We start from the raw sequence: 15,724 nt of genomic DNA on the forward strand, positions 1-15,724 counted from the left end.
CGACCGCGACCGTGCCGAGTTCGCGCACGAAGTCGGCGAGCACCGCCCGATCGGTCGCGATCGCGCCGACATATTCGTCGGAAACCCGCAGAGCCGAGTTCAATTGATCCGAGCGCTGGGCCAATACCCCTGACAGGTCGTTGAAATTGCCCACGATCGAGCGCACCGCGTCGGGCTGACCGGCCAGTGCCGCGTTCACCTCGGCGATGGTGCCGCGCAGGGTGCTGCCGTCCACCTTGCTGAGCACCGGCGTGGCGACGTCGATGATGTCGGTCAGCTCGAACGGCGTGGTGGTGCGCTCCGGCGGAATGTGCTTGCCGCCCAAGGCGCGCTCGCCCTTCGGCTCGAGCGAGAGGTAGTGCCCGCCGATCGGGGTCAGCATCTTCACCGCGACCGCCGAACCGTCCCCGACGTGCACACCGCTGTCCACCCCGAAGCGCACCTCGACGTGATCGCCCACCAGCGCAACCGAACGAACCTGTCCCACTTTGATGCCCGCGATCCGCACCTCGTCGCCCGAGCGCGCCCCGCCCGAGGTACGGAAGTCCGCGGTGTAGGACTGCTCGCCGAACGGCACCACGTACAGCACCCCGGCGGCGAGCAGGGCGAGCACGGTCGCCAGCACACCGGCGACACCCCAGCGCAATTGCGTCCAGGACTCGGCCTTTTCGGTGCGCAGGGATTTCAGCTCGGCCAGCAGCCGAACCGGTATCGCGAGGAGTTGTCCGGTGCCACCGGTCATTTGCACACCACCAGCTTCTGATTCCCGAGCACAACGCTGCCGAGCCCGGGTAGCCCCAGCTCTCCGTTCGCACATGAGTACGTCTTCGCCTCGCCACCCGCGGGTAGCCGCTGGTTCAGCCCGGTGAGCAGCGACGGTACGAGCGAGAGGATCTCGACCAGCTGATCGGTCTGCGGCAGCAACCGGCGCAGCAACCCGTCCAGCGGCAGGTAGCTGTCGTCGTAGGCGCCGCGCAGTTCCTCCAGCAGCGGAATCAGCGGCGCCATGGTGCGATTGGCCTGTTCGATGGCGGTGAGGATCATCGAGGTGCGGCTGCCGAACTGGTTGAGCACCCCGTTGAGCTGTTTCACCAGATCGCCGACCGCCGCCGACTTCCCGCTGATCGAGCCCGAGATCTCGCCGAGGTTGCGGATCAACAGCACCACCACGGCCTCGCTGCTCTTGGCGTGCTTGGTCAGCCGGTCCAGGTCGGCCAGCGCGGGGCCGATGCCGCTGCCGTCGCCCTGCAGTACCCGCAGCAGGTTCATGCCGAACTGGTTGAGCTGCGCGGTATCCAGCGTTTCGAACAGCGGCTTGAAGCCGTTGAACAGCTTGGACACGTCGAAACTCGGGATGGTGCGTGTCACCGGAATGGTGCCCTGCGCCGCGAGTCGCGTGCCGGCGGGTTTCGCGGTCAGCAACTCGATGTAGCGCTGCCCGATCAGATCCTGGTAGCGCACCGCGGCTTCGGTGTTGTCGTAGAGCGGCCGCTGCCGGTCCACGGTGAACCGGACCCGCGCCTGGGTGCCCGCCAGCTCGACCGCGTCCACCTTGCCGACCGCGACACCCGACATCCGCACGACGTCACCCGCGTACAACCCCGAAACATCGGTGAAGACCGCGTGATACGTGACTTTGTCCTCGGGGACCGGCGTATTGAGCGCGGCGACGATGAACGCCGAGCAGGCCGCGACGATCACGAAGAAGGCGCCGAGCTTGATGCCCGCGGCGGTGACACTGTTCATCGCGGCGCCCCGATGATCGAATCCGCAAGGTATGGCATGTTTTTCACGATGACCTCCAGCTGGAGCCGGACCCGTCCGTCCACCACCGGGAACGCGCTGTCGATCCGTTCCAGCAGTGCGGGCAGGCGGTTGTAGGCGGGTGCGACGGTGCCGATCGACGCGCTGATCGGCACCACCAGATCCAGCACGCCGCCGATGACGGCGGCCAGGTCCGGGTTGTCGCGGCGCAGCAGATCGGCGACCGGCAGCAGCAGCGCCGTATCCAGCGTCGCCAGTGCGTGTTTGGTCCGCTCTCGATTCTCCTGGTGGCCGAAGTACTCGCTGTTGTCCAGTACGCCGAGGATCACGTCGACCACCGGCGGTGTGGTCTGCGCGATGCCGGTGCTCACGTCCGCGCCGATGTCGAGGTAATGCCCCAGTGGCGCACGCTGATTCGTGGCCAGCACCCGGGCGGTGGCGAAAAACGACTGCACCGCGGGCCCGAGCGAGGCGGTGTTGTCGAGCAGCAGATCGAACAGGGCGTGCACGGTTTCGGAATCGAGCACCTGGGTCAGCCGCGCGGCGCGGCGGAACACGCTCGACACCGTCGCGTTCGTCGCATTGGCGCCGATGAACAGGGTGGTGTTCTCCGGGAGCTTGCCGCCCTTGCCGGTGTTCACCAATTCGATGGCGCTGGAACCGAAGATGTTCGACGAGGTGAACCGGGCCGACACATCGTCGGTGAGGGCGGCCGCCTGCCCGCGATCCAATTCCAGTTCGATGCGCTGGTGGCCGTAGCCCACGGTGTCGACCTTGCGCACGGTCCCGATCGCGAGACCGCGGAATTTCACCTCGGCGCCGGGCGCCAGTCCCTCACCGAGGGTGGCCGCGTCGATGGTGAGCGCGAAGCGATCCGCGAACTCGCCCTGCGCGTACTGGGTGGTGAACACCGCGACGACCACGAGCACGGCGGCCACCGCCAGGCCGCGCAACCGCAGCATCCAGCGCCCGGCGGTGCGTCCGGAATGATCAACGAAGACCGGCATGTGTCACCCCGAGATCCTGATTCCGACATCGAGACCCCAGAAGACGATCGTCAGGATCATGTCCGCGACCACCACCAGCACCAGGCTGGCGCGAATCGCCCGCCCCGAGGCCCGGCCGACGCCCTCGGGCCCGCCGGTCGCGTAGAACCCCTGGTAGCCGTGGATCAGGATGATCATCACCACGAACACCGTCGCCTTGATCAGCGACGCGAGCACGTCGCCGGGTTGCAGGAAGGCGTCGAAATAGTGGTAGTAGGTGCCCGAGGATTGCCCGTGCAGCACGTTGACCACGACCGCGCAGGACAGATAACTGAGGATCAGCGTCAGCAGGTAGAGCGGGACGATGGTGATCATGCCCGCGATCACCCTGGTGGTCACCACGAACGGGATCGGCCGGATGCCGATGGCTTCCAGCGCGTCGATCTCCTCCGAGATCCGCATCGCGCCGATCTCGGCGGTCATCCGGCAGCCCGCCTGCGCCGCGAAGCCGATGGCGGCGACCATCGGCGCCATCTCCCTGGTGTTCGCATAGGCCGAGACGAAGCCGGTGAGCGGGCCCATGCCGACCATGTTCAGCGCCGTGAAGCCCTCGACGCCGATCGAGCCGCCGACCGCGACGCCGAGGAAGATCAGCACCGCGACGGTGCCGCCGCCAACGATGAGATTGCCGCTGCCCCAGGTGATGTCGGTCAGGGTGAGCATGGTCTGTCTGCGATAGCTGCGCAGCGTATGCGGCACCGCGGCGAGCACCTGGGACACGAACGTCAGCTGATGCCCGAGCGATTCGAGCAGCGTCAGCGGTGGCCGGGTGCCGCGCTCGGCGAACCGCACGGCCCGGCCGAACGGCCGATAGGGGGCGGGCCCACCCGCCGCCCGACCACCGCCCCTCATCGAATCGCTCCGCGATGCTGCATCATCAGCCCACCTTCTGCGGCAGGAACATCGAAACGAGCTGGGTGATCACGAGATTCACGCCGAACGCCGCGATCACGCCGATCACCACGGCGGCGTTCACCGCGTTCGCCACGCCCTTGGGGCCGTGCGTCGCCTCCAGACCGCGCTGGCACGCGACGATCAGCACGATCACGCCGAAGACGATCGATTTCGCGATGGCCACGCCGAGATCGGCCATGGTCGCGAAGGCCGCGAACGAGGACAGGTAGCTGCCCGGCGTCACCCCTTGAAAGCCGACGGCCACCACGTAACCCGTGAACACGCCCATGAAGATGACGAGCAGGCAGAGCAGCGGGGTGAGCACGATCATGGCCGCGAGCCGCGGCGCGACCAGCCGCCGGACCGGGTCGATGCCCATGGTGCGCAACGCGTCCACCTCTTCGCGGATCGTGCGCGCGCCCAGGTCCGACGCGATCGCCGAACCCGCCGCGCCGCCGAGCAGCAGCGCGGTCACCATCGGCGCGCCCTGCCGGATCACGCCGAGCCCGCCCGCCGCACCGGCCACCGAGGTGGCGCCGACCTGCTGGGTGAGGCTGCCGACCTGGACCGAGACGATCACACCGAACGGAATCGCCACCAGCACAGCGGGTATCGCGGTGACACTCACGATGAACCAGCCCTGCTGCAGCGTGTCCCGCCACGGATGTCGCAGCTTGAGCACGTCGTTCACCAGGTAGCCGAAGGCCGCGACGGCGAGCTGCAGTGTGCGGCCGAAGGTGCGCAGGCTGTTGAGGACGAGATCGAAACCCCAGCGCGCCAACGGCTCCGACACCCGGGCGACTTTGTCGACGACCACCGCAACCTCGATTCCGCCGGCTCCACCCCCGACCACGGACAATTTAGCCGACTGATATGTCACTCTGCGGCGGAATCAGCCGATCCGTAAAATTGACTGAGACAGTTATACCTGCCCGGACGGTCCCGCACACCGACCAGACGGTCCGTCGGAAAATGTCCGGCGCACGCCCGGTACAACCGTTTCGGACACCCGCGCATCAGACAGCCGACCGGAGATGTCCCCGCCGACGCCCGGCGCTGCACCGCCTAACCTGAGGGGCATGGCGGTCATCGTTCTGGTGCCGGACGACCAAGGCGTCGCGGCACTTTCCGGCATCGACGGCGTGCGGCCGATCCGATACGAACTCGGCTCGCCCCTTCCCGAGGGCGCAGAGCACGCGGAAGTGCTTGTGCCCAAGTTTCTTTCCCGTCCCGACGCGATGAACCTCGCCGACCTGCCGAAACTGCGTTTGGTCCAGATGCTCACCGCGGGCGCGGAAGGGTGGATCGGCGCGTTGCCCGCAGGGGTCCTGCTGTCCAACGCCCGCGGCGCACACGGCGGCAGTTCGGCCGAATGGGCGCTGGCCGCCCTGCTGTACCTCTATCGCGACCTCGGCAGCTTCGCCGACGCCAAACGGGCGCGGCAGTGGACCTACCACCAGACCGAAACCCTCGCCGGCAAGCGGGTGCTCGTGGTCGGCGCGGGCGATCTCGCCGCCGAACTGGACCGCAGGCTGGCCGGATTCGACACGGTGGTGACGCTGGTCGGCACTCGGGCGCGCGACGGCGTGCGGGGTATCGAGGAATTGCCTGGACTGCTCGGCGGTCAGGACGTCGTCATCCTCACCGTCCCGGTCACCACGCGCACCCGCGGCATGGTGGACGCGAAGTTCCTCGCCGCCATGGCCGACAACGCCATCCTGGTGAACGTCGCCCGCGGGCCCGTGGTCGACACCGACGCGTTGCTCGCGGAACTGCGCTCGGGCCGCCTGCGCGCCGCCCTCGACGTCACCGACCCGGAGCCGCTGCCGCCCGAGCATCCGCTCTGGGACGCGCCGAACCTCGTGCTGACCCCGCATGTCGCGGGCAGCAGCACCGGCAGCTTGGAACGCGCGTGGGCCGTGGTCCGCGCCGAGATCCTGCGCTTCACCGCGGGCACCGAACCGAAGAACCTGGTCCGCGGCGAGTACTGACCGGCCGCGCCGGAACTCGTTGGCCACGAGCGCTTTTCCTCTGCTCACCGGAATCACGATCAGTCGTTGACGACACCGCTCACCGAGGCGTACGGTCGCTTTTGACAACTTCTCAAAATATGTCAAGGTGACAAAAACATGACTGTCGACGAACTAGCGCGCGAGCAGGCGATCCTCGACGCGGCCGCGGAGCTGCTGTGCCGGATCGGCTACAACAAGCTGACGATGGGCGACGTCGCCGAGGCCGTCGCGCTGCACCGCGGGCTGGTGTATCTGCAGTTCAAGTCGAAAGACGAACTCGTCGAGGCCACCGTGCGCCGCGAACTCGGCCGCTACGCGCAGGCCTGGCGGGCGCATCTACTGGCCGACCCGCACGCGGGCAGCGTGGCCAGCGTCTATCGGGCCATGGTGCACACGCTCAGCCGATTGCCCCTGGCCGCCGCCATAGTCGCCCGTGACCCGGACATTCTCGGAAAGTACCCGGCCAAACCGGGCAACGTCTTCGAGCGACTGGCGAACACCGGCACCCGCGATTTCCTGCGCGCCATGCAGGAGGCGGGCACCCTCCGTCCCGAGGTCGACGTCAAGACCACGGCCTACATCCTCGACGCGTTGACCCCGGCCATCCGGCGCACGCTGCCGATCGGGCACGCCGCACCCGCCGATCCCGAGCAACCGTCGGCCGACCAGCTCCTCGAGACGCTGGCCGATCTGCTCGAACGCGCCCTCACCCCGGACGGCGCCGATCTCGCCCGCGGCAAGACGCTGCTGCTCGACGAGCTCGCGCACGCCCACGCCGAATTCGACGCCACACCGAACCGCCAGGAAGGAAAGCTCGCATGACCACCTCCGGCAGCGATCCGCTCGTCCTCGAGCTGAACGACGCGCGCGCCACGCTGGTCCACGTCGGCGGCAAGGGCGCCTCGCTGGCCCGCCTGGCCGCGGCGAAACTCCCGGTGCCGCCGGGATTTCACGTGACGACGGCCGCGTACCGCCGCTTCGTCGACGCGACCGGGCTGAGGGCCCGTATTCTCGACGCGGTGGCCGCGGCCGACCCGGATCGTGCGGACACGGTTTCGGCGGCCGCCGCCGAGATCGCCGCGATGTTCGCCGAACATACTGTGCCCGAAGAGATCTCGGAGGCAGTGCGGTCGGCTTACGCGCTGCTCGGCGACGACGTCCCGGTCGCGGTGCGCTCCTCGGCGACCGCCGAAGACCTACCGGAGCTGTCCTTCGCGGGACAGCAGGAGACCTATCTCAACATCCGCGGCGCGGACGAGGTCATGGCGGCCGTGCAACGCTGCTGGGCGTCGCTGTGGACCGCGCGTGCCATCGACTATCGCGCGCGCCAGGGGATCGCGTCGGAGGAGGTGAATCTGGCCGTCGTGGTGCAGCGACTCGTGCCCGCCGACGCCGCGGGCGTGCTGTTCACCGCCGATCCGGTGACGGGCGCGCGGGACCGGGTGATGATCAATGCCGCGTGGGGTCTCGGCGAGGCGATCGTCAGCGGCAACGTCACGCCGGACACGCTGCTCGTGGCGAAGGCCGACCGCAGCATGCTGCGGCAGGACATCAGCGACAAAGACATGATGACCGTGCGTACCGACACCGGCACCGCCGAGGTCCCGGTGCCCGCCGCGCAGCGGCGCGCCCCGGTTCTCGACGCGGCGAAAGCCGGGGAGCTCACCGAGATCGCGCTGCGGATCGAGCAGCTGTACGGGCAGCCGATGGACATCGAGTGGGCGCTGCACGGCGCGGAGCTGTTCATCGTGCAGGCGCGGCCGATCACCGTACTGCCCGATGCGGCGGCTCGGCAGCAACCGGCCCAGTGGCGGCTGCCCGATCCCAAGGGCAAGTACATGCGGGCCAGCGTGCTCGAACTGCTGCCGAACCCCTTGTCCCCCTTGTTCGCCACGCTGGGACTGCCCGCCGTAGCCCAGGCCACCAAGGACCGGTACCACGCCCTCGGCCTGCCGTACCTGGACAACCCGCTGGTGGTCATCAACGGCTACGGCTACTACGACATCACCTATCCACCGCGCATGCTCGCCCGAATGGCGTTGGCGCAGCCGCGTTTCCTGGCCAGAACGCTCCCCCGCGCGTTGCGCACCGCACCGCAACGCTGGCGCGCGGCCCATGCCCGGTACGCCGAAATGACCGCGGCCGAGCGCGCGACGGACCCCGGCGCACGGACCGCCACGGATCTGCTCGCCGCGGCGCGCGCGCTCGTCGAGGAGGCCGGTCGCTATTACCTGACGCTGCAGGGCGGCATTCTGCCCGCGACCTATATCAGCGAGGGGCTGTTCACCGCCGCCTACAAGACGATGCGGCGGCGCACCGATCCACCGGCGCTGACCTTCCTGCTCGGCTTCGACAGCAAACCGTTGCGCGCCGAGAAGTCGCTCTACGAGCTCGCGCAGTGGGTGGCAACGCAGCCCGGACTGGCCGGGCGGATCGAAAAGCGCTCCGGCACAGAGATTCTCTGTGAGAGCGCCGACGGCGACCCGGCGCTGACCGAGTTCACCGATCGTTTCGCCGACCATCTGGCGAGCTACGGCGACACGGTGTACGACTTCGATTTCGCCGCCCCGCTCCCGGTCGACGATCCGGCGCCGGTGCTGCACACGCTCGAATTCTTCGGCAGCCCAGCGGCGCAGGATCCGGGCGTGCGCCAGCGCGACGCGCAGGCACGCCGCGAGCAGGCCGTACGGGGCCTCCAAGGACGCCGCTTCGGGCTGCGCCGCTGGTTGACGCTGCGACTGCTCCGCTGGGCGCAGACGATGAGCCCGCTGCGCGAGGACGGCCTCGCCGACGTGGGACTCGGCTGGCCGACGGTGCGCCGGTTGTTGCAGACGATCGGCGCGCGCCTCGTCGCCGCCGAGGTCCTCGACGCCCCGGACGACGTGTTCTGGCTGCGACTGGACGAGTTGACCGACGCGGCCGCCGCGCTGGATGGCGCTCGCGCGCCGCAGGATTCGCGCGCTCTCGTCGCCGAGCGCCGAGCCGCCTGGACGGCGCAGCGGACCGTCACGCCGCCGCACGCGCTCCCGGTCGGCGGCGGTACCAAGCTGCTCGGCCTCGATTTCGGCAAGCTGCTGCCCGCCGGCTCGGACGAGACGTCCGACGCGGTGGTCAAGGGCGTGCCCGGCAGCCCGGGGCGCGTCACCGCTCCGGCGCGAATCATCGACGGTCCGAGCGACTTCGGACGGCTGCGCCCGGGCGACGTCCTGGTCGCCAAGATCACGACACCGGCCTGGACGCCGCTGTTCGCGGTGGCCTCGGCGATCGTCACCGACGTCGGCGGCCCGTTGAGTCACAGCTCGATCGTGGCCCGGGAGTATCACATTCCCGCAGTGCTCGGCACCGGTGTCGCGACCGCGCGGCTCACCGACGGCGCTGCGGTCACCGTCGACGGGGATGCCGGTACGGTCACCCGCGCCACCGCCTGAGCGAGGAATCCGTATGCACACCGAGACATCCGACGAGATCATCCCGCTCCGACCCGACTCGGGCGGCCCGGCTTCCTACGGTCAGGAGACCATCGTCCCCGAACTCTTCGGGGACAAGGAGGTCGGACTGATCCGCAACGTGACCGCCCCCGCCTTGACCGTGCACCGGCCGGACCCGGCGCGAGCCACCGGGACGGCCGTGATCGTGTGCCCGGGCGGCAGTTTCGTCACCCTGACCCACGGCACCGGCCGTGCGATCGCGAAGGCCATTGCCGCCCAAGGGCATACCGCATTCGTCCTGCGGTACCGCCTATTGGCGACGCCGCTGCGGGACGCGGACTTCCTCGCGCACTGGGCAACCCACTACTCGATGGACGACATCAAGGCGCAGTCCTACACCGCAACGGTCGACGGCGGGAGCGCGGTCGGGTTCGTCCGGGCCCGAGCGGCGGACTGGGACCTCGACCCGCACCGCGTCGGCATCCTCGGCTCCTCGGCGGGTGGTCTGGTAACCGTCGGCGCCGCAACGACATACGACCAAGACCATCGCCCGGACTTCGCGACCGTCCTGTATCCGCCCACCTGGCACGAATACACCGTCCCCGCCGACGCTCCCCCACTGTTCGTCACCTTCGCCGCCGACGATCCGGACGCGGGCGTCGTCGACGGCAACCTGGGGCTCTATCGCGCCTGGCGCGCCGCGGATCGTCCGGTCGAGCTGCACGCCTACGCCGCGGGCGGCCACGGTTTCGCCATGGCCGCGCGCGGCCTGCCCTGCGACTCCTGGCTGGACCGATGGCGCGACTGGCTCGGCTCGCTACGCCTGCCCTGATCGGCTATGCGGTGGCGTCCGGCCCGATCCACTGGGCGAAGAGGCGATCCGTTGCGCCCGTGGCGATCTGGGCGCCCAGCCAGGCGTTCAACGCCAAGCCCAGGCACGGATCGTCCTTGCGCACCAGCATGATCTTGCCGAACGAATCGAACGGCTGGTCCGGATGCAGGACCTGCAGGCCGGGGTGCTGCCGGACGCGATAGCGGCCCTCCACGGCGTCGGTGACGAAGACGTCGGCGCGGCCCTGCTCGATCTCGTCGAAGATGGTGAGGTTCTCCGGCCAGAGGGTGAGCTGGGCGTCAGGGAAGTTCCTGCGGGCGAATTCCTCGTTGGTACCACCGCGATTGGCGATCACCCGGACGCCGGGGCGATTGATCTGCTCGATGGTCGCGTACTCGGTCTCGTTGCCGCGCCGGGTGATCGGCGTCTTCCCGTCGGTGCCGTAGGTGATCGAGAAATCGGCGAACGCCCGGCGCGCGGGCGCGTCGGAGATGCCGCCGACGGCGATATCGCAGTGCAGCGCGGCGAAATCCGTCTTCAAGCTCGCCCAGGTCAGCGGGACGAATTCGATCGGACGGCGCATCGCGTCGGCGAAACCGCGGGCCAGATCGATATCGACGCCGCGATAACCGCCCTCGGTGGTCGCGTACGGCGGGTAGTCACCGGGGGTGCACACGCGCAACTCGGGCGCTTGGGCGACGGCCGGAACGGCCGGGGCGACAAGCAAACCCACCGCGAGCACCGCCCCGGCGCGAGCCACGAGCCGAAGCAGCCGGCCCCGGTTCGTGGTCCGTGTGCGCCCGTGCATCCGGGTCACTTCTCGTTGCGTGCCTTGGGGAATCGGGTCTGGCGGGCGACCCAGCCCGCCATCTGCGCCCAGTGGCTGCGCCGCGGAGTGACGATCGAGGTCAGCTCGCGCTCCCATTCGTCGGCCTCGGTGAGGCCGTCGACGGTGGCGACGAGTTCCTTCGCGGTGGCCATATCGTCGACGACGCGGTCGCCGAGGATGCCGTCGGCGCCGACCAGCGTCACGCGCACGCCGATCCGGCCGATCGGCTGCAGCACCGCGGTGGCCGAACCGTCGTGATCAGCGACGAAACCCTTGACGGACTCCACGAGGGCGCCCGACAACTTCACTGGAGCCGTGGCGGCATGAGCACTCATGCTCCGGAGTTTACCGGCCAGTAGGAAACGGTCCAGCCCTTCGGGTGTAGAACGGATCTCATGCGCGCCATTCAGGTATCCGAGCACGGTGGTCCCGAAGTCCTGCACTACGTCGAGCTGCCCGACCCGAAGATCGACGCCGACCAGCTGCTCGTCGACGTGCAGGCGACCGGTGTCAACTTCATCGACACCTACATCCGGACCGGCCGCTACCCCCAGGATGTGCCGTACGTACCGGGCTCGGAAGCCAGCGGCGTGGTCGCCGAGGTCGGTGCGAACGTCACCGAGTTCACCGTCGGTGATCGAGTGGCGTGGGCGAGCGCGCCGGGCAGCTACGCCGAACGCGTCGCGGTGCGCGCCGACGTCGCGATCAAGGTGCCCGACGGCATCGAACCGCCGGTCGCCGCGTCCGCGCTGCTGCAAGGCATGACCGCGCACTACCTGCTCGAATCCATCTACACCCCCGAACCCGGCGAGACCGTGCTGATCCACGCGGGCGCAGGAGGTGTCGGACTGATCCTGACCCAGCTCGCGGTCGCCCGTGGCGCACGCGTCATCACGACCGTGTCCTCGGACGCCAAAGAAAAGCTCTCCCGCGAAGCGGGCGCCACCGAGGTGCTGCGCTACGGCGACGATCTCGCCGACGAGGTCCGCACGCTGACCGACGGCGTCGGCGTCGCCGCGGTCTACGACGGCGTCGGCGCGTCCACCTTCGAAGCCAGCCTGCAATCCCTGCGCGTACGCGGCATGCTCGCCCTGTTCGGCGCGGCCAGCGGCCCGGTGCCCCCCTTCGACCTGCAACGCCTCAACGGCGCGGGCTCGCTGTTCGTCACCCGTCCCAGCCTCGCCTTCTACACCCGCGACCGCGCCGAACTGCTCTGGCGCGCCACCGATGTCTTCACCGCCATCGCCGAGAGCACCCTCCAGATCCGCATCGGCGCCACCTACCCCCTCGCCGAAGCCGAACAAGCCCACCGCGATCTGGAATCCCGCCAGACCACCGGATCAATCGTGCTGCTGCCCTGACCGGGATCAGTAGTCGCGGCCGGTGAGGCCGCGGTAGATGAAGCGGGTCAACCCGTCGACGGCCTGCCGGTCGGTGAGTTCGACGGTGCCCTCTTCCACCGCCTGGAGCAGGCCCGTGGTGAGCAGAAACATCATGGCCAGGCTGGCGTCCGGGGTACTCGGTAGGGTCGGTCCGCCGGGCCCGAAACCGTCCAGGTGATCGGCGATGTCGCGGCGCTGCTGAACCGCGAATTGCCCTGCCTGCCTGGCGAATTCCTCGTTGACCAGGGCTGCCTGCTGCATCGAGCGCAAGACCGCCCAGTGCTGCCTGGCCGCGGCCCAGTACTGCTCCACGTGGAAGTGGATCGCCGCCGGATCGGTGAAGTCCGGGTTGTGGTCCGGACCTTCCGCCGTTACGTCGCCTTGCGTCGCCACGTCGTTCAACAACGCCTGGAGTAGCTCCTCCTTGCCCGCGAAATGGTTGTAGAACGAGCCGGCCGCGCGATTGGCCGCCGTCGTGATGTCGGCGATCTTGGTGTTCAGGTAGCCGCGCTCGGCGAACAACCGCAGTGCGGCGGCCTTCAGCGCGTGCTCGGTTTCGGCCGACTTCTCCTTGCGACTCATCGACACCCGCACCCACCTCCTCTTGACAGGCAACCTACCAACTCCAATACTGAATCGACATTCATTGAATCTCAATTCACCTTTGGAGGAACCGTGCCCGACCAGGTGCTCATCGCCGGCGGCGGCCCGACCGGACTCACCCTCGCCATCGATCTGGCCCGGCGTGACATCCCGGTACGGATCGTGGACCAGGCCGCCGAGTTCTTCGCCGGTTCGCGCGGCGACGGCATCCAGCCGCGCACGCTCGAGGTGTTCGACGACCTCGGTGTGCTCGACGCGGTGCTCGCGGCAGGACGGTCGGTGCCGACCATGCGGGTCCATCTCGGCGGTGACTTCATCGGCGAGCGGATCATGCGCGAACCGGTCGACCCGACGCCGGCCGTCCCCTACCCCAACGCCTGGATGCTCGGCCAGTCCAAGACCGAGGCGATCCTGCGCGATCGGCTCGCGGAACTGGGCGTACAGGTCGAACTCGGCACCGCGCTGGCCACTTTCACGCAGGACGCGACCGGCGTCACCGCGACCCTGCGCCGCGACGGCGTCGAGGAGACCGTGCGGGCGGCCTACCTGGTCGGAGCCGACGGCGGTCGCAGCACGGTGCGCAAGACGCTCGGCGTCGCGTTCGAGGGCTCGACCGACGAGTCGATCCGGATGCTGCTGGGCGACGTCCGCGCCGACGCGCTCGACCACGAGTTCGGCTACTGGTTCGCGGCGGCCGATCGGCCGATGGCCGGAATCGCACTGTCCCCCTTGCCCGGTGGGCGGCAATTCCAGTTCGCCGCCCCGCTCGACGACGATGCCGCACCGACCCTCGAGGTCCTGCAGGAGTACCTCGACCGCTACTCCGGACGCACCGACGTCATCCTGACCGACCTCACCTGGGTCACCGTGTGGCGGCCGAATGTCCGGTTGGCCGAACGATTCCGGGACGGCCGGGTGTTCCTGGCCGGTGACGCGGCACATGTGCACCCGCCGACCGGCGGTCAAGGATTGAACACCGGCATCCAGGACGCGTACAACCTCGGCTGGAAGCTGGCCGCCGCGCTGCGCGGGGACGAATCACTGCTGGACAGCTACCAATCCGAACGCCGCCCGGTCGCGGCGCGGGTGCTCGGCGTCAGCTCCGCACTGCTCGACAAGCTGAAGGACGGCGACGAGGACGCGATGGAACGCGGTCCGCAGACACAGCAATTGGATATCAGCTACCGGGATCCAGGCGCGCACGGGCCGCTCGTCTGCGGTGATCGCGCGCCCGACGCGCCGCTGAAAGACCGGGCGGGCACGCCGATTCGCCTGTTCGACCTGTTCCGCGGTCCGCACGCGACCGTGTTGTGCTTCGGCGAAACCGGTGCGCTGCCCGCGATTCCGGACGCCGAGGTTTATGCGGTGGTCCGGCCCGGGGCCGTGGCGCGGGGTCGGCACGTCGTCGATGTGGAGGGCCACGCGTTCGCCGCCTATCACGCACTCGACGGCACTCGGATCACGGTCCGGCCGGATGGTTACCTCGGTCGACGCGCCTGAATCGGCCTCAGCCGAAGAAGCTGCCGACCGTATCCCAGCCGAGCACCGAATCGACCGCGAGACCGCAGAACACCACGGCCAGATAGTTGTTCGACTGCAGGAACAGCCGCAGCGGCTTCACCGACTCACCGCGCCGCACGCCCGCGTACAGCTGGTGCGCCATGAGCAGGAACCACGCCCCGGCCACCAGCGCGACGGCGGCGTAGACCACACCGGTGGCGGGTACCAGCGCCAACGTGGTGAGCACGGTGAGCCAGGTGTAGATGACGATCTGCTTGGTCACCGCCTGCTCGGTGGCCACGACCGGCAACATCGGCACGCCCGCCGCGCGGTAGTCCTCCTTGTAGCGCATGGCCAGCGCCCAGGTGTGCGGCGGCGTCCAGAAGAAGATGACACCGAACAGCGCGATCGCGGGCCAGCCGATGCCGCCCGTCGCCGCGGACCAGCCGACCAGGGCGGGCATGCAGCCGGCCGCGCCGCCCCACACCACGTTCTGCGAGGTGCGCCGCTTCAGCCCCAGGGTGTAGACGAAGACGTAGAACAGGATCGTCGCCACCACGAGCGCGCCGCTGAGCAGATTCGCCTGCCACCACAGCCAGGCGAAGGAGGCCAGGCCGAGCACGACGCCGAACACGAAGGCGTGCGAGGTGGGCACCGCCTCCCGGGCCAGCGGGCGCTTCGCGGTGCGCTTCATCACCTTGTCGATATCGGCGTCGGCGACGCAGTTCAGCGTGTTCGCGCTCGCCGCGCCCATCCAGCCGCCGAACAGGGTGACCAGGATGAGCCGGATGTCGATGGTGCCGCGGTCGGCGAGCAGCATCGTCGGGATCGTCGCGACGAGCAGCAATTCGATGACGCGCGGCTTGGTGAGCGCGATGTAGGCGAGCACACGTCGCATCACTCGGGACGGCAGGCCCGGTCCGGTGAACCGTTCGGTCAGCACCGTCGGAGCGGAGCCGTGCGCGCCATTGCCACCCGGCTGTTGCCCAATCCGCACTGTTTCTCCTCGCACGCTGTGCATCGCCTCCGGCATGGACCAAGCAGCGCGCGCGTTCCCGCTGTGCTGGATGCGCGAGACCTGGACATACGTCCGCCTCGGCGCCCCTTCAGCCGATGCGGCGCGGCTACTACTACAGAGGATGGTAGACCCCCACCGACCCCGCCCTTTTCAGAGCCCCAAGCAACCGGACCCGAATTGTGGTCCACCACACCACCGCTTGCGCCCCTCCGCGTGCGACGAACCGCCCCCTCTGCTCGCGTACACCGCCACGCCCCTCGACTCACGCAACACCCTCCACGCAACAAACCCACCCCAACGCACCCACCACGGAGCGAGCCCGACGAGCGACCGTTCGCGGCCGTCCCGCGTCTCAGCTGTCGAAGCGCATGTGCCGAAGGCACGAGTCTCGACAGCTGAGACGCGGGACACCAGGG

At 69.0% G+C, this 15,724-nt stretch carries 15 protein-coding genes; 6 read left to right on the forward strand and 9 right to left on the reverse strand.

Features of this window, described 5'->3' with window-relative positions; translation table 11 throughout:
* From NBRGI_RS02940 to NBRGI_RS02960, 5 genes are all read right to left on the reverse strand, one after another.
* On the reverse strand, window positions 1-742 hold a 742-nt coding region (locus NBRGI_RS02940; RefSeq protein WP_051727459.1), incomplete at its 3' end, for an MlaD family protein.
* Window positions 739-1,746, reverse strand: coding sequence for an MlaD family protein (locus NBRGI_RS02945; RefSeq protein ID WP_029892692.1), 1,008 nt, complete (start codon window positions 1,744-1,746; stop codon window positions 739-741). The genes NBRGI_RS02945 and NBRGI_RS02940, both read right to left, overlap by 4 nt.
* Window positions 1,743-2,771, reverse strand: coding sequence for an MlaD family protein (locus NBRGI_RS02950; RefSeq protein WP_029892693.1), 1,029 nt, complete (start codon window positions 2,769-2,771; stop codon window positions 1,743-1,745). The genes NBRGI_RS02945 and NBRGI_RS02950 overlap by 4 nt, the downstream gene beginning before the upstream one ends.
* A 3-nt stretch (window positions 2,772-2,774) precedes the next feature.
* Entirely contained in the window at window positions 2,775-3,662 is an 888-nt protein-coding gene (locus NBRGI_RS02955; RefSeq protein WP_029892694.1) for an ABC transporter permease, read from the reverse strand.
* A 25-nt stretch (window positions 3,663-3,687) separates the two neighbouring features.
* Complete coding sequence (locus tag NBRGI_RS02960; RefSeq protein ID WP_029892695.1) at window positions 3,688-4,521, reverse strand: MlaE family ABC transporter permease; 834 nt, start codon at window positions 4,519-4,521, stop codon at window positions 3,688-3,690.
* Between the two features lie 262 nt (window positions 4,522-4,783).
* Between NBRGI_RS02960 and NBRGI_RS02965 the strand changes: the two genes are divergently transcribed.
* From NBRGI_RS02965 to NBRGI_RS02980, 4 genes are all read left to right on the forward strand, one after another.
* On the forward strand, window positions 4,784-5,695 hold the full coding sequence (locus NBRGI_RS02965; RefSeq protein WP_029892696.1) for a 2-hydroxyacid dehydrogenase: 912 nt from the start codon (window positions 4,784-4,786) through the stop codon (window positions 5,693-5,695).
* A gap of 138 nt (window positions 5,696-5,833) precedes the next feature.
* Window positions 5,834-6,538, forward strand: coding sequence for a TetR/AcrR family transcriptional regulator (locus NBRGI_RS02970; protein WP_029892697.1), 705 nt, complete (start codon window positions 5,834-5,836; stop codon window positions 6,536-6,538).
* On the forward strand, window positions 6,535-9,144 hold the full coding sequence (locus NBRGI_RS02975) for a PEP/pyruvate-binding domain-containing protein (protein WP_029892698.1): 2,610 nt from the start codon (window positions 6,535-6,537) through the stop codon (window positions 9,142-9,144). The genes NBRGI_RS02970 and NBRGI_RS02975 overlap by 4 nt, the downstream gene beginning before the upstream one ends.
* Before the next feature lie 13 nt (window positions 9,145-9,157).
* Window positions 9,158-9,976, forward strand: a complete 819-nt coding sequence (locus NBRGI_RS02980) for an alpha/beta hydrolase (RefSeq protein WP_051727461.1) — start codon at window positions 9,158-9,160, stop codon at window positions 9,974-9,976.
* 4 nt (window positions 9,977-9,980) lie between these two features.
* On the opposite strand, the gene NBRGI_RS02985 is transcribed toward NBRGI_RS02980, so the two are convergent.
* Window positions 9,981-10,709: a transporter substrate-binding domain-containing protein gene (locus NBRGI_RS02985; RefSeq protein WP_158439761.1), complete on the reverse strand. Its 729-nt coding sequence runs from the start codon at window positions 10,707-10,709 to the stop codon at window positions 9,981-9,983.
* A gap of 80 nt (window positions 10,710-10,789) precedes the next feature.
* The gene (locus NBRGI_RS02990) at window positions 10,790-11,140 is read right to left on the reverse strand and encodes a hypothetical protein (RefSeq protein WP_029892701.1); all 351 of its coding nucleotides are present in this window, start codon (window positions 11,138-11,140) and stop codon (window positions 10,790-10,792) included.
* A 60-nt stretch (window positions 11,141-11,200) separates the two neighbouring features.
* Here NBRGI_RS02990 and NBRGI_RS02995 point away from each other — a divergent pair, with 60 nt between their 5' ends.
* Entirely contained in the window at window positions 11,201-12,166 is a 966-nt protein-coding gene (locus NBRGI_RS02995; protein WP_029892702.1) for a quinone oxidoreductase family protein, read from the forward strand.
* Between the two features lie 6 nt (window positions 12,167-12,172).
* On the opposite strand, the gene NBRGI_RS03000 is transcribed toward NBRGI_RS02995, so the two are convergent.
* Entirely contained in the window at window positions 12,173-12,769 is a 597-nt protein-coding gene (locus tag NBRGI_RS03000; RefSeq protein ID WP_029892703.1) for a TetR/AcrR family transcriptional regulator, read from the reverse strand.
* A 93-nt stretch (window positions 12,770-12,862) separates the two neighbouring features.
* Between NBRGI_RS03000 and NBRGI_RS03005 the strand changes: the two genes are divergently transcribed.
* Window positions 12,863-14,290 carry an FAD-dependent monooxygenase gene (locus NBRGI_RS03005; protein WP_029892704.1) on the forward strand — a complete coding sequence of 476 codons (1,428 nt, stop codon included), beginning with the start codon at window positions 12,863-12,865 and terminating at the stop codon, window positions 14,288-14,290.
* A gap of 7 nt (window positions 14,291-14,297) precedes the next feature.
* Here NBRGI_RS03005 and NBRGI_RS03010 read toward each other — a convergent pair whose 3' ends face one another.
* Complete coding sequence (locus tag NBRGI_RS03010) at window positions 14,298-15,323, reverse strand: heme o synthase (protein WP_370627681.1); 1,026 nt, start codon at window positions 15,321-15,323, stop codon at window positions 14,298-14,300.
* Window positions 15,324-15,724: the final 401 nt, after the last annotated feature.

Source organism: Nocardia brasiliensis IFM 10847 (assembly GCF_000710915.1).
GTDB classification, from domain to species: Bacteria; Actinomycetota; Actinomycetes; order Mycobacteriales; family Mycobacteriaceae; genus Nocardia; species Nocardia brasiliensis_A.